Annotated in this window: 27 protein-coding genes; 8 read left to right on the top strand and 19 right to left on the bottom strand. The window is 58.4% G+C overall.

The features are described from left to right. Positions 1-119: 119 nt before the first annotated feature. On the bottom strand, positions 120-575 hold the full coding sequence (gene soxR, locus G7G_RS0122010) for a redox-sensitive transcriptional activator SoxR (RefSeq protein ID WP_010443641.1): 456 nt from the start codon (positions 573-575) through the stop codon (positions 120-122). Between the two features lie 88 nt (positions 576-663). Between soxR and G7G_RS0122005 the strand changes: the two genes are divergently transcribed. The 3 genes from G7G_RS0122005 (at position 664) to G7G_RS0121995 (ending at position 2,755) form a co-directional block, all read left to right on the top strand. Continuing rightward, positions 664-1,044, top strand: coding sequence for a VOC family protein (locus G7G_RS0122005; RefSeq protein WP_010443640.1), 381 nt, complete (start codon positions 664-666; stop codon positions 1,042-1,044). A 233-nt stretch (positions 1,045-1,277) separates the two neighbouring features. Then, positions 1,278-1,748: a transcription elongation factor GreA gene (gene greA / locus G7G_RS0122000; protein WP_010443639.1), complete on the top strand. Its 471-nt coding sequence runs from the start codon at positions 1,278-1,280 to the stop codon at positions 1,746-1,748. Between the two features lie 14 nt (positions 1,749-1,762). Further along, positions 1,763-2,755: a hypothetical protein gene (locus tag G7G_RS0121995; protein WP_010443638.1), complete on the top strand. Its 993-nt coding sequence runs from the start codon at positions 1,763-1,765 to the stop codon at positions 2,753-2,755. Here G7G_RS0121995 and G7G_RS0121990 read toward each other — a convergent pair whose 3' ends face one another. From G7G_RS0121990 to G7G_RS0121975, 4 genes are read right to left on the bottom strand one after another with little or no spacing between them, the layout of a single operon-like run. Next, positions 2,756-4,021 (bottom strand): molybdopterin-binding protein, encoded by a 1,266-nt coding sequence (locus tag G7G_RS0121990; protein ID WP_010443637.1) that lies wholly within the window; start codon positions 4,019-4,021, stop codon positions 2,756-2,758. Then, entirely contained in the window at positions 4,018-4,509 is a 492-nt protein-coding gene (gene mobB / locus G7G_RS0121985; protein ID WP_010443636.1) for a molybdopterin-guanine dinucleotide biosynthesis protein B, read from the bottom strand. The genes G7G_RS0121990 and mobB overlap by 4 nt, the downstream gene beginning before the upstream one ends. Further along, complete coding sequence (gene mobA, locus G7G_RS0121980) at positions 4,506-5,162, bottom strand: molybdenum cofactor guanylyltransferase MobA (protein WP_010443635.1); 657 nt, start codon at positions 5,160-5,162, stop codon at positions 4,506-4,508. Before mobA ends, mobB begins: the two co-directional genes overlap by 4 nt. Beyond that, positions 5,155-6,096 carry a formate dehydrogenase accessory sulfurtransferase FdhD gene (locus G7G_RS0121975; protein ID WP_238528856.1) on the bottom strand — a complete coding sequence of 314 codons (942 nt, stop codon included), beginning with the start codon at positions 6,094-6,096 and terminating at the stop codon, positions 5,155-5,157. The genes mobA and G7G_RS0121975 overlap by 8 nt, the downstream gene beginning before the upstream one ends. Between G7G_RS0121975 and G7G_RS0121970 the strand changes: the two genes are divergently transcribed. Together G7G_RS0121970 and G7G_RS0121965 are read left to right on the top strand one after the other, a co-directional pair. Continuing rightward, positions 6,095-6,805 carry an AzlC family ABC transporter permease gene (locus tag G7G_RS0121970; RefSeq protein WP_029622268.1) on the top strand — a complete coding sequence of 237 codons (711 nt, stop codon included), beginning with the start codon at positions 6,095-6,097 and terminating at the stop codon, positions 6,803-6,805. The two genes, G7G_RS0121975 and G7G_RS0121970, sit on opposite strands and share 2 nt — an antisense overlap. After that, the gene (locus G7G_RS0121965) at positions 6,802-7,134 is read left to right on the top strand and encodes an AzlD domain-containing protein (RefSeq protein ID WP_010443632.1); all 333 of its coding nucleotides are present in this window, start codon (positions 6,802-6,804) and stop codon (positions 7,132-7,134) included. The genes G7G_RS0121970 and G7G_RS0121965 overlap by 4 nt, the downstream gene beginning before the upstream one ends. Here G7G_RS0121965 and G7G_RS0121960 read toward each other — a convergent pair. The 7 genes from G7G_RS0121960 to G7G_RS0121930 form a co-directional block, all read right to left on the bottom strand. After that, positions 7,123-7,755, bottom strand: a complete 633-nt coding sequence (locus G7G_RS0121960) for a hypothetical protein (RefSeq protein ID WP_010443631.1) — start codon at positions 7,753-7,755, stop codon at positions 7,123-7,125. The genes G7G_RS0121965 and G7G_RS0121960 overlap by 12 nt on opposite strands. Before the next feature lie 23 nt (positions 7,756-7,778). Then, positions 7,779-7,913 (bottom strand): aa3-type cytochrome c oxidase subunit IV, encoded by a 135-nt coding sequence (locus G7G_RS0121955; protein WP_010443630.1) that lies wholly within the window; start codon positions 7,911-7,913, stop codon positions 7,779-7,781. A gap of 68 nt (positions 7,914-7,981) precedes the next feature. Further along, positions 7,982-8,536 carry a hypothetical protein gene (locus G7G_RS0121950; protein ID WP_010443629.1) on the bottom strand — a complete coding sequence of 185 codons (555 nt, stop codon included), beginning with the start codon at positions 8,534-8,536 and terminating at the stop codon, positions 7,982-7,984. Continuing rightward, positions 8,523-10,361, bottom strand: coding sequence for a glycerophosphodiester phosphodiesterase family protein (locus tag G7G_RS0121945; RefSeq protein WP_010443628.1), 1,839 nt, complete (start codon positions 10,359-10,361; stop codon positions 8,523-8,525). Before G7G_RS0121945 ends, G7G_RS0121950 begins: the two co-directional genes overlap by 14 nt. Positions 10,362-10,425: 64 nt before the next feature. Beyond that, on the bottom strand, positions 10,426-10,875 hold the full coding sequence (locus G7G_RS0121940) for a DUF6173 family protein (RefSeq protein ID WP_010443627.1): 450 nt from the start codon (positions 10,873-10,875) through the stop codon (positions 10,426-10,428). Positions 10,876-10,879: 4 nt separating this feature from the next. Continuing rightward, complete coding sequence (locus G7G_RS0121935; RefSeq protein ID WP_010443626.1) at positions 10,880-11,926, bottom strand: MBL fold metallo-hydrolase; 1,047 nt, start codon at positions 11,924-11,926, stop codon at positions 10,880-10,882. Then, positions 11,926-13,629 (bottom strand): acyl-CoA dehydrogenase family protein, encoded by a 1,704-nt coding sequence (locus G7G_RS0121930; protein ID WP_010443625.1) that lies wholly within the window; start codon positions 13,627-13,629, stop codon positions 11,926-11,928. Before G7G_RS0121930 ends, G7G_RS0121935 begins: the two co-directional genes overlap by 1 nt. A 132-nt stretch (positions 13,630-13,761) precedes the next feature. Here G7G_RS0121930 and G7G_RS0121925 point away from each other — a divergent pair, with 132 nt between their 5' ends. Then, positions 13,762-14,709, top strand: coding sequence for an L-threonylcarbamoyladenylate synthase (locus tag G7G_RS0121925; RefSeq protein WP_010443624.1), 948 nt, complete (start codon positions 13,762-13,764; stop codon positions 14,707-14,709). On the opposite strand, the gene G7G_RS0121920 is transcribed toward G7G_RS0121925, so the two are convergent. Further along, positions 14,706-15,260 carry a YqgE/AlgH family protein gene (locus G7G_RS0121920; RefSeq protein ID WP_010443623.1) on the bottom strand — a complete coding sequence of 185 codons (555 nt, stop codon included), beginning with the start codon at positions 15,258-15,260 and terminating at the stop codon, positions 14,706-14,708. The two genes, G7G_RS0121925 and G7G_RS0121920, sit on opposite strands and share 4 nt — an antisense overlap. 148 nt (positions 15,261-15,408) lie before the next feature. On the opposite strand from G7G_RS0121920, the gene G7G_RS0121915 reads away from it, so the two are divergent. Both G7G_RS0121915 and G7G_RS0121910 read left to right on the top strand, forming a co-directional pair. After that, positions 15,409-16,221, top strand: coding sequence for a protein-disulfide reductase DsbD domain-containing protein (locus tag G7G_RS0121915; RefSeq protein ID WP_010443622.1), 813 nt, complete (start codon positions 15,409-15,411; stop codon positions 16,219-16,221). A gap of 4 nt (positions 16,222-16,225) precedes the next feature. Continuing rightward, positions 16,226-16,660, top strand: a complete 435-nt coding sequence (locus tag G7G_RS0121910; RefSeq protein WP_010443621.1) for an NUDIX hydrolase — start codon at positions 16,226-16,228, stop codon at positions 16,658-16,660. On the opposite strand, the gene G7G_RS0121905 is transcribed toward G7G_RS0121910, so the two are convergent. The 6 genes from G7G_RS0121905 to G7G_RS0121880 form a co-directional block, all read right to left on the bottom strand. Further along, on the bottom strand, positions 16,640-20,041 hold the full coding sequence (locus tag G7G_RS0121905; RefSeq protein WP_010443620.1) for an efflux RND transporter permease subunit: 3,402 nt from the start codon (positions 20,039-20,041) through the stop codon (positions 16,640-16,642). The two genes, G7G_RS0121910 and G7G_RS0121905, sit on opposite strands and share 21 nt — an antisense overlap. 5 nt (positions 20,042-20,046) lie before the next feature. Then, on the bottom strand, positions 20,047-21,504 hold the full coding sequence (locus G7G_RS0121900; RefSeq protein ID WP_010443619.1) for an efflux RND transporter periplasmic adaptor subunit: 1,458 nt from the start codon (positions 21,502-21,504) through the stop codon (positions 20,047-20,049). A 105-nt stretch (positions 21,505-21,609) separates the two neighbouring features. Beyond that, positions 21,610-22,152 carry a molybdenum cofactor biosynthesis protein B gene (gene moaB / locus G7G_RS0121895; protein ID WP_010443618.1) on the bottom strand — a complete coding sequence of 181 codons (543 nt, stop codon included), beginning with the start codon at positions 22,150-22,152 and terminating at the stop codon, positions 21,610-21,612. Between the two features lie 6 nt (positions 22,153-22,158). Next, positions 22,159-22,779, bottom strand: coding sequence for a LysE family translocator (locus tag G7G_RS0121890; protein ID WP_010443617.1), 621 nt, complete (start codon positions 22,777-22,779; stop codon positions 22,159-22,161). After that, entirely contained in the window at positions 22,776-23,375 is a 600-nt protein-coding gene (locus G7G_RS0121885) for a metallophosphoesterase family protein (RefSeq protein ID WP_010443616.1), read from the bottom strand. Before G7G_RS0121885 ends, G7G_RS0121890 begins: the two co-directional genes overlap by 4 nt. Further along, positions 23,372-24,136 carry a uracil-DNA glycosylase gene (locus tag G7G_RS0121880; protein WP_010443615.1) on the bottom strand — a complete coding sequence of 255 codons (765 nt, stop codon included), beginning with the start codon at positions 24,134-24,136 and terminating at the stop codon, positions 23,372-23,374. The genes G7G_RS0121885 and G7G_RS0121880 overlap by 4 nt, the downstream gene beginning before the upstream one ends. Positions 24,137-24,263 lie beyond the last annotated feature (127 nt).

Raw genomic sequence — 24,263 nt, 5'->3', positions numbered from 1 at the left:
ACTTTCCGAATTGGCGCTTTCACCGCTTGGTCGGCGCAATATTGTTTCACGGCTGATTACATGGTCGGAAAGACTTTGGTCAATCGAAACACGGCGTAACAATGACGCTATTCGACACATCAAGCCTCTGGCGCATCGCCCATCAGGTATCTGGGACCGCTACCATGGGATTTTGCCCTGTCATCGGGGTTGTAAAGCTTACATTTAGGCAAGCTGAGACAGCCGCAGCCGATACAGCCGTCCAGATTGTCGCGCAACCGCATCAGCGTATCGATTCGCTGATCCAGCCGAGTGCGCAATCCTTCGCTGATGTTTTTCCAGTCCTGCGGCGTCGGTGTTCGATTACCGGGCAGTTCCAAAAGCACTTCCCGTATTTCCGGCAGGGTCAGGCCGAACTGCTGGGCGATCATCACAAAGCTTAGCCGCCGGATATCTGCGCGCTGATACCGCCGCTGCCCACCCGCGTTTCGCCACGGAGATATCAAACCCTGCGCCTCATAGTACCGGATCGCCGACACAGCTAACCCTGTCCGTCGAGCCAAAGCACCAATCGCCAATCCTTCGGAAACAGCCATAACATTCTCCAAAAATATCCCTTGACCTAAAGTTAGGTTTAGAAATTACGGTGAGTCGGGACAAGCCTTAAATCAGGAAGGAGATCCTATGATGGCGACTCTGGAACATACCAACTTCACGGTCCGCGACCCAAAGGCATCTGCGGCGTGGATGCAGAAAGTCTTTGACTGGAAAACACGCTGGGAAGGCCCGGCCATTGCCGGTGGCTACACAGTGCATGTGGGCAGCGCTCACACCTATCTGGCACTCTACGCCCCCGATGATCCGAAGCCATTAAGTGAAAGCAGCTATGATATCGTGGGCGGATTGAACCATGTGGGCGTGCTGGTCGAAGATATCGACGCCACCGAAGAAAAGGTCCGCAAAGCAGGGTTCAAACCTCACAACCACGCTGATTATGAGCCCGGGCGGCGCTTCTATTTCCGCGACGACAACGGCATCGAATTCGAGGTGGTTCAGTATGATTGAGATGTTGTGGCTTGGGCACGATGCCAGCCGTTGGCGACGCGGAGAGCTGTTGGGGCAGCGCCACCGGCGCAATCAACCTCCTAAACGGCGGCGCTAAGTTGCGAGTTTACTGACAACCCGCGCCTCCCCTCTTGCAATTCACGCTCCATTTGGGTCAGGTAATTGCCAACCCATCCTTCGCCCCGACGCTTTTGTGCGGCGGGGCGTAACATTTATGCGTGGACGACAAGACTATGGAAAAGATCCCCATGACGCCTTCGGGCAATGCCGCGCTCGAGGCAGAGCTAAAAAACCTGAAATCCGTCGAGCGCCCGGCGATCATCGAGGCGATTGCCTCAGCCCGCGAACTCGGTGACCTGAAAGAGAACGCGGAATACCATTCCGCTCGCGAAAAGCAGGGCTTTATCGAGGGCCGCATCAAAGAGCTTGAGGGCATCCTGTCGCTTGCCGACGTCATCGATCCCGCCAAGCTGTCGGGTGCGATCAAGTTTGGCGCCAAGGTGACATTGGTTGATGAAGATACCGACGAAGAAAAGACCTGGCAGATCGTCGGTGAGTATGAAGCCAATATTGAAAATGGCCTCCTGAACATCAAATCCCCGATCGCCCGCGCCCTGATCGGCAAAGATGAAGGCGACAGTGTCGAGGTTCGCACCCCCGGCGGTGTACGCTCTTACGAAGTTCTGAGTATCGAATACGCCTGACCGGAGCATTTATCATGTCAGGGTCTGAGCCCGAGCAAGAACCCGAGAAACCGACCTCGCTGGGAATCTACGATCGGCCCGCGCATCCCTCGATTACCGAGATCGAGATCGCGGCTGTTGTGCTCAGCCTGATCTGGCTGGTGGTGTCAGTAGTATTTCTGGTGCTACCCGGGGCACAGGAAGGCGGATTTATCGTCACATTTCTGGCGGTGTTTATGCCAGTGGCGATGATCTGGGTTGCAGCGTTGACGATGCGCGCCAGTCGCGTTATGCGCGAAGAAAGCGCGCGTCTGCAAACCGCTATCGACGCAATCCGCAACAGCTATGTGGTGCAACAACAGCGCGCGACCAGCACCTATGAACCGACGGTCGGCAAGAAACTGGATGAAATCGCCGAAAGTGCCAAAAAGACCGAGAGCGCATTAGCGACATTCTCAACCAATCGCAGCGAACCTGCGCGCGCCAGCAAGCCTGCATCCGAACCTGCAAATCAAACCACCTTGGAACTTGGCACGCCTGCGGATGAGATAGCGGCCCCGTTGCCAACCAATATCTTCATCCGTGCCCTGAACTTCCCCGAAACGCAGAGCGATGAGGCGGGATTCGACGCGCTGCGTCTTGCGTTGAAGGATCGCAATGCATCGCAACTTGTTCAGGCCTCACAGGATGTTCTGACCCTGCTTAGTCAGGAAGGCATCTATATGGATGACCTGCGCCCCGATATGGCCCGGCCCGAGATCTGGCGGCAGTTTGCGCAAGGCGCCCGCGGGCGTTCGGTGGCTGCGTTGGGCGGTATCCGGGACCGGTCTTCGCTGGCGCTGACGGCGGCGCGCATGAAACAGGATCCGATCTTTCGCGATGCGGCACACCATTTCCTACGGCGCTTCGATCACATGATCGTTGAGTTCGAACCCGACGCCAGCGACGCCGAACTGAACGCATTGGGTGAGACGCGTACCGCGCGCGCTTTTATGCTGCTGGGACGGGTTGCAGGGACGTTCGACTGATTAGAGCCCAAAGCTTCCGTAGGGGATAAATCGTACTGGATCACCCGGCTGGATATCGCGGGCACCGTCCTCGATTTCAACCAGCCCTTCGGCCCAGCTCAGCCCGCTTATCCGGCCGGACCCTTCTGAATGAAACACCTCGGCCCGTCCTTCACGGATGCGGGCGCGCAGATATTCGCGGCGGCCCGGTTTCTTGCGCTTTTCAAATGCAGCAGGCACGTCGAAACCTTGCGGTTCCTGCCAACCAGCTCCGGCCATTAAGGTCAGCGCGGGGCGGGCGAATACCAACGTGCAGACCATTGCGGCCACCGGATTGCCGGGCAGGCCGAACACCGGCGTTTGATCCCACATGCCCAACGCCAAAGGCCGACCGGGTTTCAGTGCGATGCGCCATTCCTGCATCGCCCCAGCCTCTTGCAACAGGGCTGAGACGTGATCTTCATCCCCGGCAGAGGCCCCACCGCTGGTCAGGATCACATCCACCTGCCGAGCGGCATGATTCAGACGATGCTCCAACGCCTCCCGGCTGTCCTCGGCGCTGCCAAGATCAACCGGTTCAAACCCCATTCGTTCGACCAGCGATAACAGCATCGGACGGTTGGCGTCGTAGATTTGCCCTGGTGCGGCAATGTCACCGGGCTCGACCAATTCGTCCCCGGTCGACAGCACCCCGACGCGCAGCACTTTGTACACCGACACTTCGGCCAACCCAATTGCCGACAAAAGTGCCAAATCAGCGGGTGTCAGCCGTCGCCCTGCAGGCAAGGCCAGCGCACCTTCGACCACGTCTTCGCCAGCCTTTCGTGCGTTTGCACCTTTTTTCAATGGACCTCGGAACGCAATGTGACCCTGATCGAGGGTCACATCCTCTTCCAGAATAACCGTATCAACACCCTCCGGAAGCGCAGCCCCGGTCAACACGCGTACGGCATGGCCCGAGGGAACCTTACCGCCAAACGGAACACCGGCCGCTGCGCGACCTTCAACCAAGGGCAAGACACAAGGGCCATCCGCCACTGGTCCGGCAAATCCGTATCCATCAACAGCGGTGTTGGGCTGTGGTGGGTTTGACCGTTTGGCCTGCACATCTTCTGCCAGAATGCGACCGGCGGCCTGCATCAGCGGCGCGCTTTCGACCCCTGTTACCACGGTCAATCTGTCCCGGAGCAATGCCAGTGCGTCGTCGACCGGCGTCCAGTTCACCCCGGCGGGCAAGGCAAAGCAATCATTGCGCAGGGGTGGAGGCGATATGTCCGGCTTGCTCATAGTCCGACCTCCCCAAGAATGAAATCAGCAATTGCCGCCGTATCGTTCAAATCAAAAACAGGGCGATCCAGCTTCAATGGCGTATCACTGGCAACCGCACGGATCGAGTCATCTTCCGTCGCGATCAGCGGGTTTCCAGGCGCTGTACGAAATGCCTCCACTTTGGGGTGGTGTTCACGCTTGAACCCTTCAATCAGCACCAGATCAACCGGAGACAAGCGTGCCAACAAGATATCCAGTTTTGGCTCTGGTGCTCCGCGCAATTCCTGCATCAGAGCAACACGCTGACCCGATGCCAAAAGCACTTCGGACGCCCCAGCCAAGCGATGCCGGTAACTGTCTGTTCCCGGCTGGTCGACATCGACACTGTGGTGGGCATGTTTAATGGTAGAGACGGTAAACCCACGTCCAGTGATTTCGTCCACCAGCCGCTCTACCAGCCCGGTTTTGCCCGCGTTTTTCCAACCGATGACGCCGTAGAGTCTCATGCCAGCTCCAACAGGGTTTCAGCGCGTACCAGATCATCGGGTGTGTTGACGTTGAAGAAGGGATCAAACGGCTGGGCCGAAAACAGCGCTTCTCGCCCGTCATGCTGGTCAGTCCAAAGGACAACCTTGCGCAAACCACCCTCAAGTGCCGCCCGCAGATCATCGCGCAACGCAACAGGCCAGAGACCAAATGTCGGGTGCCTGTTCACTCGCCTGGACCCGCCCGATTTCAAGGCCTCTTCGCCAGTTCGCGGAGTGGTTGCCAGAACAAGAGGGTGCTTTTGCCCTTCGGAAGCCCGCACCAGTTGCGCCACCAGATCTCGCGGAAAGAACGGTGTATCAGCGGCGACTGTCACAATGGACTGGGCACCCTGTTCTGCAGCCCAATCAAGTCCAGCGAGAACACCGGCAAGTGGTCCCGCAAAGCCATCGATCGAATCCGCAATCACGGGCAACCCCAGTTCATTAAATCGCAAGGCGTCCCCGTTGGCATTCAGAGCCAGAGCCTCGACCTGAGGCGAGAACCTATTGATCACACGATCCAGCAGGCTAACCCCACCGATCTGCAACAACCCCTTGTCGCCTCCCCCCATTCGGGTCGCCAGGCCACCTGCCAAAATAACGCCGAACAGTTTTGGTGTCCGTTCAGCCATTGGCACTTTTCCTGCGATGCTTCGTGTCTTCGGCAGCCACGGATGTCGGATCAACGTCACGTACCAAACGATCTTCGCCAGACAAACATACAAACCGCTGCCCGCGCATGCGACCGATCAGCGTAAGGCCGACCTCTCGCGCAATTTCAACGCCCCAGGCGGTGAAGCCCGACCGCGAAGCGAGAACCGGGATCCCCATCATTGCCGTTTTGATCACCATCTCCGAGGTCAGGCGACCGGTTGTATAGAGGATCTTGTCTTCGGCGCCCTCTCCCTCGGACAACATCCAACCCGCGATCTTGTCGACGGCGTTGTGGCGGCCCACATCCTCCATATAGACCAGAGGGCGGCTCTCACAGCACAGCACGGTGCCATGGATCGCCCCGGCCTCAAGATACAGCGACGGCGTGCGATTGATCTTGGCTGCCAGATCATAGAGCCACGAGGTGCGCACCGAGACCTGCGGCAAAAGCACGTCCTCCAACCCCTCCATCATGTCGCCAAAAACGGTACCCACTGCGCAGCCACTTGTCCGCGTCTTCTTCTTCAGCTTGTCCTCATACGAAGTCTCACGCGCGGTGCGCACGACAACGGTTTCCAGATCATCGTCGTAATCGACCCGCGTGATCTGATCATCGGCCAGCAGCATGCCCTGATTACGCAAAAACCCCAGTGCGAGATATTCGGGGTAGTCTCCGATGGTCATCGCGGTCACGATTTCCTGCGAATTTAGAAAGATCGTCAACGGGCGCTCCTCGACTACCGAGATCTGGCTGACCTCTCCATTCTGATCTACGCCTTCCACCGCACGGGTCAGTCGCGCCGCGCCCGGATCAGGGGCAATAAGGTAGTCTGACAGGTCGAATTCCTTGGCCAATTGCAACCCCTTCCCAAGACGGCTACTGCTGCACGCAACACCATAGGATTTAGCCATGGCCTCTGCCACACCCAAGTCATACTTCTGGAAAGGTTTTCGCGACGGGGCACCATTCGTCTTCGTCGCCATGCCGTTCGGCCTGCTGTTCGGAGTCTTTGCAACCGAGGCGGGGTTGAACATCATTCAGACCATGACCTTTTCCGCCACCGTGTTTGCGGGTGCTGCGCAATTCACCGCATTGCAATTGCTGCAGGACAATACGCCCACCGTGATCGTCCTGATTTCTGCGCTGGCGGTGAATTTGAGGGTTGCAATGTATTCGGCCTCGCTAACTCCCTATCTGGGCGCAGCGCCACTGTGGCAGCGCGCCTGCGCGGCCTATCTGATCGTCGATCAATCCTATGCTTGCTCGATGATCCGGTTTGAAAAAGAACCCGATATGACCGTGCCACAGCGCATGATCTATTTCTTTGGCTCGGTCACACCGATTACGCCGCTTTGGGTCTTGGGCACGTATCTGGGCGCGGTTCTGGGAACGCAGATACCAGAAAGTTGGGCCTTGGATTTCGCTTTGCCAATCACCTTTCTGGCCATGATCGGGCCAATGATGCGCACGTTGGCCCATGTGGTTGCGGCATTGGTTGCGATCGTGGTGGCCTTGCTGACGGTTGCTGTGCCATTCAATCTAGGCCTTCTAATCGCAGGTGCCGCAGGAATGGTCGCCGGTGCACAGATCGAACTGATGCTGGAACGGAATAAGTCATGACGCAGATCGATAGCACCACCATCTGGATCATAATCATCGGCCTTGCGATTGGCAGCTACCTTCTAAGATTCACATTTATCGGTCTGGTTGGGGATCGCCCGATGCCGCCCTGGCTGCTGCGCCACCTGCGCTATACGGCAGTCGCGATTATTCCTGCCCTGATCGCGCCACTTGTGGTCTGGCCATCCGCCACCGACGGCCAGCCTGATTTGCCGCGCATGTCAGCTGCTGCTGTTGCGTTAACAGTCGGGTACGTCACAAAGAACGTTCTGGCGGCGATTTTTACGGGCGCCGCCACGCTTTATGGTTTGCTCTACCTAGTTGCTTGAGGCTGCTTCAATCTGGTTCAGGCGCGCGTTATTTTCGGCTAGACCCTGCTGCAGATCGGCCGAGTCATTTTCGCGATACTCCGTCGTGACAACACCCGGTATCTGGCCAAACTGGTCGGACAGTTTCACCGGGTAGAATGTGGTGCTTATCTGCTCGAACCCTGGAACCTGCTGCAAAAGCTGTGCCGTTGAATTCGCGCAGAATGCCCCGGCAACTGGGCCCATCTGTTTGGCCAGTTGAAGCGCGATTTCCGCCTGTTGTGGCGTCACTTGGATAGTTTGGATACGGGCATAATGCGTCTCGCGCGCGTGACTGCTGCGATAGGCACGCTCGACATTTGGCGTAATGCCGTAAAGCACATCATTCTTAATCGGTACTACGTCGGCACGGAAGGATCCCGCAGGATCAAAAATCACCCTCTCGCTACCACTGATCATCAGCGACGTATGCGCCCCCGACCCGGTGCGCGTGCTGATCATTGTATAGAGCGTCAGTGTCGATGGCCCCGGATCACGATAAGACCGGGATACGATTTCAAAGGACTCTGCCTGCGGGCGCTGTGAACCAGCGCACCCAGCAACTGTCACCGCAAGCAGACAGGCTATCAAAATCCTGAACATGGGTGGTACGCCGCAGAAAATGATCAGGCCGCAAATACCGCCAGGAAAATACAAAGGAAGATACATGCCACCACAAACCAGGTGGTGAATTTGATGAACCCGTCGAAGGTTTTGGTTTGAACGGTGATGTCCATCTCGCCGTGCTTATGTTCAGCCATGTTTCAAAGAATCCCAATTCGCGTGTTTGGAATGCTGAATAATGTAAAAATCAGGGCCTGTCACGACGTCATTCGCGCGCAGTTGGACCAAAGATCGTGCAGCCGGGATAACCAAACCCCCAGCGCCAGGGCAGACCGCTGCACGGACCACCACCAAAGCGTACCGCAAGGAACATTGCCTCGGATGTAATCGAATGGACCGAGCGAATCTGATCCGGCGTCATATCATAGCGCGCAGCATAGTCCTCGGCATGGGTATCACCGTGGGCTTCGACGCAAAGGCGCAGTCCTTCATCAGCAGCAAGACGCGCATCAAAACTGGCTTCGGCCTGTGACGCACCACCCGCGTTATGATAGGCGCGATCATGTATGACGCAGCAATACTCCCATGGAGGATGCTCTTCGTACAGCAAGCTGAACTTGGGGAAGGTCTCAGCGACTAGTCGCCAACTTGACGATAATCCACCCGAGCAGCCATCGGTTTCAAACGGGGTCAACTCAGCGCCTTCCATTGACTCGACCAACGCCCTGTGCGCGGGCATTTCAACGCTGCGCATCAAGTCCTGCGCATTGGCGGGAAGCACGCAGCAGGCCAAAAGGGCGGCGAGTCTATGGGTTTGCATCGCGCATCTCAGAGGTTTCGATCGACAGGCCAAAGGTCGTTGCCAGCCACAACATCAACCGCTCCCCCGGCCCCATTTCAGCGCGGACGCGCAACACTTCGCGGGCCATCGCGGGACGGTCGGTAATCAGCCCGTCGATCCCCATCGAGGCCATGGCCGACATTTGCAATGGGTCGTTCACCGTCCAGACATAGATATCCTTGCCCGCATCGTGGACCGATCGGATCAGACCCGGAGACACCGTTGCTGCGTTCACAGCTACAAAATCGCCCTCAAGCCCCGACAAATTGCCAATCGCGGTGGCGGCCAATACTCCTGCGCGCCAACCCGGGCGCAGCGCTTTCATTTTCTGCACCGCAGGATACTTCAGGGACATGGTGGCGATATCGTCCTGCATCTCAAGTTCTTCGACAATCGCAGCGACGCGGTTTTCCAGATCGACGTCATGGCCGTAGTATTTCAGCTCGATAATGACTTTGGACTTACCTTTGGCAGCCTCAAGTACATCATACAGCGTCGGCGTCCGTTCCGAGGCGTTTTCCGGGCCGAACCAACTGCCGATATCGATCTCGGCCACATCCTCCATCGTCGCATCCCAGACCTTGAGCGGCACACCGGCCAATTTCATGAAATCACTGTCATGCGCGATGATAACCACACCGTCTGCTGTTTCCTGAACATCGATCTCGACCCAGTCGGCGCCATCTTCGATCGCCTTCAACACCGCAGCCATGGTGTTTTCCGGCCGTATCGCCGCCGCGCCCCGATGGCCAATGACATCGGCATGGTCGGGCGCTTGAATACGCTCGAGCAATTCCTGCCCGGACCATAGGCCGATCAGCAAAGCAATAGTTGCGCCACCCACAACCGCATAGAGCGGCGCGCGTAGGTTGCCCGGCTCCGGGTGGGGAACCTCGTTGGCTTGCGTTTCGAAGAACCCATCCAACAATACCGCCAGTGCACCCAGTGCTATTGCAGCGAGCACAAGCCCTGCCAATGACCACAAGCCCGCGACAATAAAACTGAAAATCAGCGCAAAACGCAGGTTCGCGCTTTCTTGCAACGGCACCAGATCAAACAGCACCCCGGCGGCACCCGCGATGAGCGCCGCAATGAACAGACGGATCGCAAGCCACAGGGCCAGTTCAATCTTAAGGCGGCCGCGTTTACCCTCCATCCGATCAGTACTAATCGCGAAGGCTTCGGCAGGTTCGCAATCTTCAAACAACACAAGATGCAGAGCCAGCGCCCAGGCCGAAAGCCTGCGGATCAGAACCCAGGCCAGGCAGAGCACCACAAAGCCGATCAGAACCACCGCCACCCAGAACGAAGGCGGATGGAAGGTGAGGTAATAGTTGATGTCGTATTCCGTGAGCGTCCACCACGCGATCACACCGGCCACAACTACAAACGGCAAAGCCAATAAGAGCACCCTCAGAATAAACCGCGCAGCAAATCCGAAAAGCGCAGGTACGCGCGTCAAGATCAGGCGGATCGAAGCGCTGCCCGCGCGCCACGGGTCGTTCTCACCCATTCGCAGCGATCCTGCCATGACAGAGAAAACAAAGACTTCAGCAAGCAGGAACAGGCTGAGCACCGCAACCGCCGCGATGAACCCTGCAGGCGACAGCAAGAACATAGCAATGTCCTGGTCTGTCAATGCGGATTGATCCGACAGTGAAACGGCCAGATTGACGGCAATGGCAACGCCGGGGGCGATCAATGCAACCAGCAACAACCGCACGGCAACATAGACAGGCACAAAGACACGCCGCTGGGCCCAAGCGCCGCGATAGGCGGTTGTTACGGCTGAGAAATTGGTCACGCGGCGCCCTCCTGAATGGTGAACTCATTCAAGGCTGCGAAAGCGTGAATTGCAAGGGTGCGCGTTAGCTGTCTTCCAGATCAGCCGCCAGCCGGAATCCGATGCGATTGGCCGGTTTGTCTTCGACCGTCTTGGGCAATGCGCGCAGCATCACATTCAACTGGCTGACATGCTGAACCAGCTGGGTTTTGGCACCGCCGCCGTCCGAGCCATAAAAGGTGATGATATCGGGATCAAAGTAGCCCATGCCCTCGATCCGCATGACACCCGCGTCGCCCCCGGTAAAGCCCATGGCAACCTCGTGATCGCCATCCAACGTCTTTTCGAAATTCTGGATATACATGATCAGCCGCTCATAGGCCCATTGAGCAGGGCTCTTGGTTTCGACCGGCTTTTGCAACGGCTTGGGCAAATCTTTGTTACCCGATGCCTCTTCCGGGTTGGCATGCACCTCATAGCAACGGGGTAATGCTGCGGATTCCGCCGCTTCGGCCGATGTTTCGATCTTGTCCATTGCTTTACCCTTTGCGCTGATATTCCCACGCCCCGTCCGCGCGGCGCGTCCGGGTGACGGCTCCAATGTGGTAGAGATGGTTCGTATGTGCAACCGCCTCGACCAGCGCGAGGCCGTATTCGCCGCCTTTGATCTGACGTTTGAACAACGGGGCAAAGCACTCGGCTGCGGTCTTGGGCTGGTCTAGATCGCTTAGCAAACGTTCGAGCGCGCCGTGATGGTTGTCGATAAGCTGACGCATCCGGATCGGCAACCCGGTGAAGGGTAGCTTGTGCCCGCCCAGAACCAGATGATCTGGACGGGCCAAAGGTTGCAGGCGTTCGCAGGCTTCCAGCCAATCAGCAACCGGGTCTGCCATCGGCTCGGTCGCATAGACACCCAAATTCGAGCTAATCGAGCTGAGAATCTGATCTCCGGTCAACACCAGATTGTCGTCGCGGCTCCAAAAGGTACAGTGTTCGGGCGCGTGGCCGTTGCCCATATGAACATCCCAGTCGCGCCCGCCCATGCGGATCACGTCGCCTTGTTTAACACGGGTAAAGCCCAGCGGCATGGGGTAGACGGTGTCGGCAAAGTTGAAGGGACGTTCAGCCATCCGGCCCGCCAGCACATCCGCATCCATCCCGGCGCTGCGGTAGTAATCGAGCGTTTCCTTCGGCCAGTTCTCCTGCACATCCAGCGTCAGCATGCGGGCGAACAACCAAGCGGTGCGGCTGGTCACAAGCTCGGCGCCATGTTCGGACTGGAACCAGCCCGCATTGCCGACGTGGTCAGGATGATGATGCGTGACCACAACCCGGTGGACGGGCTTTCCGGCCAGAGGCCCTTCGATCAGGGTCTGCCAGATGGCACGTGTTTTCTTCGAAGAAAGCCCGGTGTCGACGATTGTCCAGCCGTCGCCATCATCCAGCGCATATACATTCACATGATCCAGCGCCATGGGCAAAGGCAGCCTGATCCACAGAACACCTTCTGCAACCTCGACCCATTCGCCGGGTGCAGGCGGTTCAGCCCACGGATAACGCATCACCTGAGGCCCCTCGCCATCCATCAAACCGCCAACTCCTCTGCGCTGAGCGCATAAAGGTCATCAGCCCCGTTCTGCGCCTGTGCCAGCAAGCCTGAATGCTCGGGCAACAGCGCGTTGATGTAGTAGCGCGCCAGTTTTGCGCGCGGTCCGTCGGGGTCGGCCAAAGCCGCCGACAGGTGGTAATGCCCGCCCAGCACCCGCGCAAAGGCCTTGAGATAGGCTGACGCCCCGGCAAAGCGGTTATTCATGTCTGATTGCGCGACGATCCACTCGGTGGCTTCACGCAGTGACTCAGATGCCTCCCACACAGGACCGGCAAGCTCGGGCATCGTGGCGCGGGCTTTCTCGGCCTGATCCTCAATCTCATCCAGCAGGTTCGAAGCCGCCTCACCCCCATCCATCATCTTGCGTGCCACAAGGTCCATGGCTTGAATGCCATTGGTGCCCTCATAGATCGCGGTCACGCGGACATCGCGGTAGTATTGCGCCGCGCCGGTTTCTTCGATGAAGCCCATGCCACCATGGACTTGAACGCCGGTCTCGGACACGCGCATCCCGGTTTCCGTCCCGAAGGCCTTGCAGATTGGCGTCAGCAAAGCGGCCCTTGCAGCCCAATCGGCCTCACCCGTGGCCTGCGCCATGTCGATCGCAGCTGCATTGGCCAGCATGATTGCTCGCGCGGCAAATACATCCGCGCGCATTGACATCAGCATCCGCCGTACATCCGCGTGATCGATGATCGTACCCGAGGGCGTCTTGCCTTGCTTGCGTTCCAACGCATAGGCAAGCGCGTGCTGATAGGCCCCTTCGGCCACACCGACGCCCTCACCACCAACGCCCAGACGTGCGTTGTTCATCATGGTGAACATCGCGGCCATCCCGCCATGTTCTTTGCCGACCAGCCAGCCTCTGGCACCGTCATACTGCATCACGCAGGTGGGGGACCCGTGCAGGCCCATCTTGTGTTCCAGCGAGACGACTTTCAAATCGTTGGCAACGCCAGGATTGCCATTTTCATCGGGGATGTATTTCGGCACCAGAAACAGCGAAATCCCCTTCGTCCCCGGCACACCGTCCGGCAGACGGGCCAGAACCAGATGGCAAACATTCTTGGCAAAGTCGTTGTCGCCCCAAGAGATATAGATCTTCTGGCCGGTCACCGAATATGTGCCATCGCCATTATCCTCGGCCTTCGAAGTCAGCGCGCCCACATCCGATCCGGCCTGTGGTTCGGTAAGGTTCATGGTGCCCGACCATTCGCCCGCCATCATCTTGGGCAGATAGAGCGCCTTCAACTCGTCGCTCGCGTGGTGCTCCAGCGCCTCGATCTGGCCCTGAGTCATCAGGGGTGCTAGTTGCAACGACAGGCAGGCCGCGCTCATCATCTCGTTCACAGCCGTGGTCATGGTCATCGGCAGGCCCATGCCGCCATATTCGGGGTCGCCGCTCATCCCGATCCAACCGCCTTCGGCAATTGCTTTCCAGCCTTCTGCATAGCCCGGAGACGTTCGCAATACTCCGTTCTCCAACCGGGCGGGTTCCAGATCACCTGGTCGCTGCAGCGGGGCCATGATCTCTTCGCACATTCTCCCGGCCTCGGTCAGAATGGCGCTGACAACGTCATCGCTGGCCTCCGAGAATTTCTCGGTCGCGGCGATCTGGTCAAAACCGATCACGTTGCGAAACAGGAATTCATAGTCTGAGATCGGGGCACGATAGGGCATGGTTTCCCTCTGAGTCTGGCAGTTTGTCAGCGTGGGGTTGGAATCCCGGCCCCACGCCGGTATTCATCTGGGCTGGCACGATTACCTACCGTGACCTGAACTGCAAGCAACCAAAACGCGGCGTCACGACCTATGACCCTTCTCGGCACTCAAGACTTATCAGCAGAAGCCGACGGCATCGCCAAGGCCGCCGACCTGTTGCGGCAGGGGCTGTTGGTCGCCTTCCCGACCGAGACTGTCTATGGTCTAGGCGGCGATGCGCGGAACGGCGAAGCCGTGGCCGCAATCTATGAGGCCAAGGGACGGCCCAGCTTCAACCCCTTGATCGCCCATGTAGCCTCAACCGAAATTGCAAAAAGGTTTGTTGAATGGACCGATCAGGCCGAGCAATTGGCGCAAGCCTTCTGGCCCGGTCCACTCACAATGGTTCTCCCCTTGCAGGATGATCACGGGATTTCATCACTCGTCACGGCGGGGCTGGATACTTTGGCCGTTCGGGTGCCCGCCCATCGCACCGCACGCGCCTTGCTGGCCTCATTTGATGGCCCAGTGGCGGCCCCCTCGGCTAACCCGTCTGGGCAGATCAGCCCGACCACAGCGGCCCATGTCCGAACTGGGTTGGAGGGGCGCATCGCTGCCATTCTGGACGATGGGCCCTGCGGGGTTGGGCTTGAATCCACCATTGTCGGTCTGGCCGGAGCCCCTGCTCTGCTGCGGCCAGGTGGTGTGGCGCTGGAACGAATCGAAGAGATTTTGCAAACGGAATTGCATCATCACCAGCTGGGTGATCTGCTGACTGCGCCGGGGCAATTGCAATCCCACTACGCGCCGGATGCGCCCGTTCGCCTGAACGCACAAGCCACACAAGGCGCCGAAGTTTTGCTGGGATTCGGAGATGTCACCTGTGATCTGAACCTTTCAGATAGCAGCGATCTTGCCGAAGCCGCCGCCAACCTGTTCGCGGCGCTACACAAGCTGAATGCAACAGGCCGACCGATTGCTGTTTCACCGATCCCAGATCATGGGTTGGGTGCAGCCATCAACGACCGCCTTCGCCGCGCGGCGGCCCCCCGCGATTAGGCGCGGCCTGCGCTGGCAGAGAGCGTCAGAGGGTCAACTCCCAGCGTGGCCAAAGCGGCCTCCCATTTCTCGTCATCCGGAACATCGAAAACAAGTTTCGAGGACGCTTCGGTCGTCAACCAGCCATTCATGGCGATCTCATCCTCAAGCTGATCCGGCCCCCAACCAGAATAGCCCAGAGTCAGCATCGAATTCAGCGGCCCCTTGCCTGATGCCAGATCTTCAAGCACATCGAGCGTTGCGGTCATGCTGAAATCTTCCGCAATTTGCATCGAATGCAGATTCGCATCGTAGTCCGCGCTGTGCAGCACAAAGCCACGCGACATCTCGACCGGGCCGCCGAATTGAACCAGACGCTCCCCGATAACCGGAATGCGGCACGGGATGTTGAGCTGTTCCAGCAAGGTCTTGATCCGCAAATCTGAAGGCTTGTTGACAATCAAACCCATCGCGCCATCTTCGCCATGGCTGCAGATATAGACGACCGAATGTTCGAATCGTGGGTCGCCCATGCCGGGCATAGCAATCAACAGTTTTCCCGTAAGGTCCATCAGCAAACTTCTCTTGCGCCATAGGATGACACCAGAATGAACCCGCATGCCGGGGAATGGCAAGGGACCAGCTGGGATTTCTGGGCATTTCACCTAAGTGACCGGAACGTGACTTGGCATTTAAGCTCAGAATGCGCATGTTCTGCACATGAAACTGCTTTCGAAATCCGCCGCAGCCGGTCTGACGGCCACTCTTTGCTTTGGCTTGCCTGCGATGGCTCAAGGGGTTGGTAGCCTGGTGCAGCTTGAGGTTCTGGACGGTGGCCGGACCGCCAAGGGCACCTATCAAGGCGCTTTGCATCTGACGCTGAAGGAAGGCTGGAAAACCTATTGGCGTGCGCCGGGTGATGCGGGCATTCCGCCGCAGTTCAATTGGACAGGCTCTGGCAACATAGCGGATATCGCGATCACGTGGCCCGCACCGCATGTGTTCGATCAAAATGGGCTGCGCTCGGTCGGGTATGAGGATCAACTGGTACTTCCCGTTGAGATCACACCTAAGAACCCTGCAAAACCCGTTCGTTTGCGCGGTGAGATGGATTTGGGTGTCTGCAAAGATGTCTGTGTACCGGGTAAGCTGGATTTTGACCACACACTGGATGCAAAGGCCGGTCGCCATCCGGCTATAGCAGCAGCCCTTGCCCAGCGCCCGTTTTCCGAGCGTGAGGCTGGCGTGGTGAACGCAACCTGCCACCTGACACCCACTTCGGATGGAATGCGGATCGAAGCGCATATCACCATGCCCTCTGCAGGCGGGTCCGAATTCGCCATAATCGAACCGGGAAACCCGATGCTCTGGGCTTCGCAACCCGAAACACATCGCCAGGGCAAAACCTTAATCACCAGTTCCGAGGTCATCAGCGCCTCGGGTGGGCCGTTTGCGCTGGATCGGTCTGAAGTGCGAATCACTGTGCTCGGGGCGAACCACGCTGTAGACATACAGGGATGCAGCGCAGGCTGATCGGATGAGTCAAACTCCTAAGATTGGCGCGTTGGCCGTAGTTGTTCATGAAAATCAGGTGCTGTTGGTTCAGCGCAACAAGCAACCCGACGCAGGGTTGTGGGGTTTTCCCGGTGGCCATGTGGAATGGGGTGAAACTGTTTTGGCCGCCGCCGCCCGTGAGCTGCGGGAAGAGACGAGCGTGATTGCCGAACCGATAGAGTATCTCGATAATCTGGATTTGCTTCTGCGCGACGGCGAAGGGCTGATCCGGGCGCATTATCTGTTGGTTGGTGTCGCGTGTCGCTACACTTCGGGTACGCCTGTTGCTGCAGATGACGCGCGGGACGCGCAGTGGTTCCCCGTCGATCAGATCAAAGCCCGTGACCTTCCCATGAGTAGCCGCGTACCCGACTTGCTGCAGCTTGCGGTCTTGCGATCAAGCCTCGGCGCGACCTGACAATCGTGCGTATAACAAGCTCGACAGCAGCACTCCCAACAACAGGATCACCGTCGCTCCGGCGGCAAAGACGCCAAAGCCCAATTGCAACACAATTGGCCCATCCGGGGTTGGGTAGAAGTCTGAAAGCAGCACCATCGGTTCACCCGTAACGGCAGGCCAGATCATTGATACCCCTAACCAAACCGCCAGCGCTGCGCCTGTTGTGCGAACGGCTGTGCGCACCACTCGATCCGGCGCTCGTAAGGCACGCCGCATTGCAGTCATCGGACGTGAGACATCGTTCAGGATCGCCAGCAGAGCGGGTACCAGCAACAGGATCAGCACCATCCCGAAGCCCAGCCCGTAGACCAGAGTGATCACGGTAGGCTTCAAGAACTGTGCCTGTTGTGAGCTTTCGTACATCAAAGGCGTCAGGCCCAGCACAGTGGTCAAGGTGGTCAGCATCACCGGTCGCAGCCGGTCTGCGGTGCCTTCAACAATCGACGGTACCAGCCCACGTTCCTGTTGATACCCATCGATCGTGGTCACCAACACGATCGAGTCGTTGATGATGATCCCGGTCATGCCCAACAGGCCGACAACGGTGAACATGCTCAGCGGCACATCCCAAAGGTAATGCCCCCAAATCGCGCCCACGAGGCCGAAGGGTATGATCGCCATGACCACCAATGGCCGCGTCCAGCTGGCAAAGACCCATGCCAGAACCAGATAAATCCCGGTCAGACACAGGATTAGCCCGGTGCGCGCCTCCGAGAGAAACTCATCCTCCTGTTCGCTCAGACCTGCCATGCGCCATTCAACCTGACGTTCGGAGGCAATGTTGGGCAGAATTTCCTCCTGCATCGCACGAGCAATCTCGGCGGCTTGCGCCGGATCATCCTCGGAAATGTCGCCGTTCACCGAGATCAAGCGCAGACCATTTTCGCGCCGGACCGTCGAGAACCCCGACTTTCGCTCGACCGAGACAATATCGGCCAGCGGAACGTAGACACCATCGGGCGTCCGCATCAGCGTGCGTTCCAAAAAATCAGCTGTCAGCTCGCCCTCGGGCAGTTCGATCCGAATCTCGGTGCTGCGCGGTCCATCCGGGAAAGTGGCGGCCTCGATCCCGTTCAGTCGGTTTCGCAATACGCGGCCAAGTGTTTCGATGCGGAAACCCAGCGCCTGGCCCTGTGCCGTCAGATCCAGAATGAACTCTTCCTTGTCATACGCCAGATTATCCTCAAGCGCCGAAACTTCTGTGTATTTCGACAGCGCCGCCTGCAAATCTTCGGACGCGGATTTCAACGTGTTCACATCGGCGCCGTAGAATTGCACGTCAATTGCATCGCCACCGGGGCCTGAGCGCCAGCCGCGGAAACTGAGCAATTCGACCTTCGGATGGCGGGGGACAAAGTCCTGTAGCTCACCCACAAACTCAAAACTGGAATAGGGGCGCAGGTCGGCATCAATCAACTCAATCGAGATACCGCCCAGCAGATCGCTGTCCTTCCCATCCGCCGCACGCAACCCCCATCCGGCCGATCCACCAACTTCCGCCAGAACATATTCAATGGGATTGCGGCCATGACGTTCTTCGTAGATCTGGCCCAGTTCTTCGGTGGCCCGCTGGACCATGTGCATCATTTCAAGCGTCTCGGCACGTGTGGCACCTTCAACCATGATGAAATTGCCGGTGACCGAGCCGCGTTCTGGCGCATTGAAGAAACGCCAGTTCACATCCCCCCGTATGAACAGAGCGATCTGGCTGGCCAGAACGACAACCATCAACGCAACCACCACGTAGCGCGCCCAGATCACCCACGCGACCAGTGGGCGGAACAAATGATCGCGCACCCAGCGGAAACCTCTATTCACGACCCGGTTTGGCCAGTCATACCAATGTTCCTTGGCCGAATGTGCGATGGCATGCGCCATGTGGTTTGGCAGGATCAGAAAACACTCGATCAATGAGGCAATCAGGACCGCAATAACGGTGAACGGAATGTCTCGGATCAACTCTCCGAATCGGCCACCGATCGCGGTTAATCCAAAGAATGCGATGACGGTTGTGACGGTTGCGGCAAACACCGGCATCGCCATGCGCCGGGCTGCGCGTTCGGCAGCAACCATCGGTGCTTCGCCCAGCCGGCGAGCACGAAAATCGGCATGTTCGCCCACCACAATGGCGTCATCGACCACAATGCCCAGCGTGATGATGAGACCAAACAGAGACACCATGTTCAGTGACAGCCCGCCCAGATACATCAGAGCAATAGCCGCTGACATCGCAACCGGAATGCCGGCGGCCACCCAAAAAGCGATCCTCGCGTTGAGGAACAGGAAGAGCAGGCACACCACCAGTCCCAGGCCCAACAGACCGTTGTCCACCAGAATATCCAGACGGTCGGTGATGGCTTGCGCCCGTGTGCGGATCAGCTCAATCGTGATGCCTTCGGGCAGGCTCGCCTGCATCTGGGCCACCACATCCTCAACATCGCGCTGGATGCCAATGGCGTCGCCAAGATTGGAACGATCTACGCGGATCGACATTGCAGGATTTTCACCCACGAAATAGCTGCGATTGCGCGTAACGCCCTCGACCCTGATTTCAGCCACATCCCCTACAACAAGCTTTGAGCCGTCGGCAAAATTGCGTAGGGCGATGCCCTCAATTTCTTCCGGGGTGCGTTTTTCTACCCCCGTTCGGATGCGCGCATTGGCGCCCGAGACATCGCCTGCAGGGTTAGCTGTGACTTCGGCAGCGATGGCCGCCGCGATATCCGAGAGTGAAATGTCATTGGCGATCAGCTGCACTGTGGGCACCTCGACCACCACGCGCGGTGCGGCCAAGCCGCGGATCGTAGTGCGCGTAACCCCGGCGGCAAAGAGGCGGCTGATCAGTTCATCGGTGAACTTAGCCAATTGCTCTGCCTCGATGGGGCCAGTGATGACCACATCCGTGACACGATCACGCCAGGCCCCGCGCCGAATTGTCGGCTCCTCGGCGTCTTCGGGCAGGTTGGTGACACTGTCGACGGCCGTCCGAACCTCTTCGACTGCGCGGGACATATCCCAGTTTGGTTCGAACTCAAGCCGGACCTGTGCCGATCCTTCGCGCGAAGTTGATTCGGTACTTGCTACACCTTCGACGGCCAATAGTGCCGGTTCGAGCAATTGGATGATGCCATTGTCGACATCCTCGGGGCCGGCGCCCTCCCATTCGGCATTCACATCGACGCGTTCAAGGATCACATCAGGAAAAAACTGCGCCCGCATGTTGGGAATCGCCGCGATGCCCAACACCAACATGACCAGCAGCAACAGATTGGCCGCTGTCCGATGCCTGGTAAAATAACTCAGGATACCGCCTGCCGCGCTGGGAATTTCGCGGATCATGGCGCCTAACCCCCGGCCCGATTGTCATCAAGACGGCGTACTAGAGCGGCAGGTACCTTTGCCTCGCTCAGTTGACCCAATACCTGGTCCTTATCTGTCTGTGACATCCCTTCGCTGGCCTCGACCTGCGCGACAAGTTGAGCCCGCTTTTCGTCGGAGAGTTCTACCATGCCGGGATCAATTTCGGTGCTGGCTTCAACCCGCAGAGGCCGGACACGAACGCCCGAACCCAACAGAGGCGTTCGTCCGATCACTACTTCTCGACCCTCCAGACCTTCACCGCGCAGCAATACTTCATCTCCTTGACGACGGATCAGTTGTACGGCCAAAGGCTCTAACCGATCGTCCGGACCAAGCACCAGCACGTTGCCCGCTGCATCCAGAACAGAGGACGGCAGACGCACAACATTCTCCAGCGGTTGTTCCTCAACCGAAACGGTGACGAAATCCCCTGGTTTGAAACCTGGCGCGTCATCAAGGCGGGCATAGATCAGACGCCCGGTCTGCCCTTCACCCGCAGCCCCGCTGTCGCGGCTGATTTGGCCCTTGGCGATCAGATCGGTCCCAGTGACCTCTAGCGATACGGTGACTGGTGCGGAAATCAAGCCGCCTTGAGCGTCCAACAATCGCACATATTGCGCGGTCGAGACCCGGAACGCGACCTCAAGCGCGTTAGGGTCCACAAGTTCAGCCAGCTTTTCATTGGCCGCGACCAACCGGCCTTCAACCAAAGTGACCTCAGTCAACGTCCCGTCAAATCCGGCGTGGATCGTCATGTCTTCCAGATCACGCTCGGCTCCTTCCAGCGCGATGCGGGCGCGGGCAAACAGTGTGGTGGCCTGATCGACCCGAGACTCAGCCTGCGCCAACGCAATCCTGCGCGCCAGAACTGCCTGATGAGCAGATGTTGCAGCCAGTTCCGCCTCTTCAACACTGGCTGCCGCGCCAACGCCTCGTGTCTGTAGGTCTTGTTGACGCTGAAGAGCCCGGTCGCGTAGCTCGGCCTGCGCTTCGGCTGATTTCAATTCATCCTGCGCCAGCAGAAGCGAGCGTTCTGCATCTCGTTCTTCAAACTGGGCATCCAGAAGATCGGATTTGGCGCGGTCTAAGGCTGACTGCATATCAGCTGGATCCAACTCAACCAGCAACTCACCAGCCGTCACGGTGCCACCATCTTCGAAATCATCCGCCAGCGACACAACGCGTCCACCCAAGGCTGCGCGCAGCTCCAGCCGACGGCGACTTTGGATCTGACCAAATGCCTCCAGATAGGGCGTAACGGTTTCTGGTTCGGCGGCGCGGACACTGACGGCGAATATGCGTTCCCGCGCCTCGGGGGTCTGATTGTCCCGCGTCAGCACATCCTGCACCGCGCCCGAGATCATCTGTACAGCCACGATCAACAGGCCCAGCGTCAGAAACGCCAGGAACACACCTACAAGGCTTTGCCGCAGAAATCGCATCGGTCACTCACCTATGGTCGCACATGCTGCCTTCCGCAAAGGTAGCCGGGTCGCAAAAAATGCCAAGCCACAAAGCGGTTATGATGCGTTAAACGCAGGACCAGTCTACTTCCGTCGCAGATGTTCGTCCAATCTGGGCATTATTTCCACGAAATTGCAGGGGCGGTGGCGATAATCGAACTGTTTCTCCAAAATCGCATCCCACGCGTCTTTACACGCGCCCGGGCTGCCCGGCAGCGCAAACAGATAGGTTCCGCCCGCCACACCGCCTGTGGCGCGGGACTGCACGGCAGAAGTACCTATCTTTTCCATAGACACGATGGTGAACACGGTGCCAAACGCCTCAATCTCTTTTTCATAAACATCCCGATGTGCCTCGACTGTCACATCGCGACCCGTCAGACCTGTGCCGCCGGTCGAGATCACAACGTCGATCTCGGGATCAGCGATCCAAGCACGCAATTGTTTTGCTATCTCAGCGCGCTCATCTTGTATAATCCTGCGATCCGCCACTGAGTGGCCCGCTTTTTCGATCCGATCCACCAACGTCTGGCCCGAGCGATCCTCGTCCAGAGACCGCGTGTCAGAAACAGTCAGGACAGCGATCCGGACGGGAATGAACTTCTTGCTTTCGTCAATGCGTGACATGCGGTGTCAGGCCCTTTCCATAATAGCAAGCCGGAGGGCCAAAGCGGTGAAGATCCCCCCTGACACCCAACCTAGAATACGCGAGGCACGCGGATTGCCGATTAGCATCCGACCTGCGCCGCCAGCAAAAATGCCGACCAGCCCATTCACTACAAACCCGCCGACACCAAGAATTGCGCCATAGATCAGGAACTGCGCCAATACCGAACCCTTCCCTGGATCGATAAATTGCGGGATGAAGGCGAGCACGAACAGAATGACTTTGGGATTGGTCAGGTTGACTAGCATCCCGTCCCGAAACGCGTAACGGGTGGGTCTGTTCGGTGCGTCGGCGGCGACTGCACCATTCTTGATCGCACCCCATGCGAGAAAAAGCAGATAACCCACTCCGGCCCAGCGGATCACATCGAACAGCCACGGCAAAGTTGCGACCGCCGCGCCAAGGCCGAGACCGGCAATCAGAACGTGCACCATACCGCCTGCAGAGACCCCGGCACTTGCGGCAATCGCAGGGCGCGGACCTGCGCGCAGGCCTTGACCAAAACAGAACATCATATCCGCGCCGGGTGTGAAATTCAGCGCCAGCGCTGCCGGGATAAAAGCCAGCAGCGTTACCGTGTCGATCATAAACTCACCTCGAACCAATGCACTTTGGGCCCCAGATTGGCTATCTGTGTACGGCCGATGGTGCCTCGGTAACCCCAGCTGTCATGGATATGCCCGCAAAAGACTAATTTGGGTTGAAGCCGTTCGACTGCGTCTCGAACGGCGACTGAGCCAACCGATTGGCCTTGCGAGGTAGTATCGCCATGCCCTTTGGGTGGAGAATGCACGATCAGGATATCTGCGGCCTCGCACCGATCCAGCAGTTCTGCGGCCTCAGGCTCGGTCAGGTCGCAAGACCAATCGCCAAAAGGTGTGACCGGCACGCCATAGCCCAGCCCAAACAGGCGCAGACCGTCAAGTGTCATGCCTGTCCCGTGCAGAACATGCGCACCATCAGGCGCGGTTTCTGTCAGTTCCTCGGCGCTTTCCGCATTGCCCGGCACCAGAACCAGCGGAGCCGCAATGCCCGAAAGCATCTGCATCGCTTCATCTAATCCCCGCCGCGCGTTGCAAAAGTCGCCGGCCCCAATGACCAGGTCAGCCTCGGCACTGGCGGCCACCAAGTCGGAGGCGCGGTTGCGCGCCATGTGCAGGTCAGAGAACGCCAGCACCCTCATGACCCGCCCCTCAGCCGCGCTTGCAGGTCCAGCAGATCGGCCCAGGCCTGTCGCTTCATCTGCGGTTGACGCAGCAGGTAGGCCGGGTGGAACATCGGGATGACCGGCAGGTTCAGCGCCTGATCCCATTTCCCGCGCAGCCGTGTGATACCTCGTTTGCCCAGCACGGCCTGACAGCTGATATTGCCCATCACCACCAGAACCTCGGGTTTGGCCAAGGCCACATGCTGTTCCAGAAACGGCTTCATCATGCCTATTTCTTCCGGCTTGGGATCGCGGTTTTGCGGAGGGCGCCACGGCAGCACGTTGGTAATGTAGACATTCTCGCGCCGATCCAGATCAATCGCGGCCAGCATCCGGTCCAGCAATTGCCCAGCGCGCCCGACAAAGGGCTTGCCTTCGCGATCCTCATCACGGCCGGGCGCCTCGCCGATGATCATTACCCGTGCGCCCGGTGTGCCGTCGGCAAACACTAATTGTCGCGCGCCGCGTTTGAGGTCGCAAAGATCAAACGCCTCCATCGCCGCACGCAAATCGACGAGCGATCCGGCGGTCTTTGCCGCCTGTTTCGCAACAGCTGCGGCATCGACGGGTTCAGGCTTTTTCGCAGGTTCAGCCGCAGCGGGTTTCTTCGCCTTGGACACCTTGTCCGGCAACGCATAACGATCCACCGGCGCATCGCCGATCGCTTCGGTTGCGCCCAGCTCGATCTGCCATTCCAGCAGCGCCCGCGCGGTATGATGGTCCAAGCCCGATTCCATAACCCTCAATCTAACCAGCTTTTGACCGAGGGAAAGCGAATAGACCTTGCCATGGCACAGGGTCGCACCGACCATGGCAGGGTCATGCTGTCATTTCTGCGATTCCTTCTGATTGCTCTTTTGCTGG

Source organism: Ruegeria conchae, assembly GCF_000192475.1.
Classification (GTDB): Bacteria; Pseudomonadota; Alphaproteobacteria; order Rhodobacterales; family Rhodobacteraceae; genus Ruegeria; species Ruegeria conchae.
Note: the sequence above shows the minus strand (reverse complement) of the source record. Positions and strands in the feature narration are given on the sequence as shown.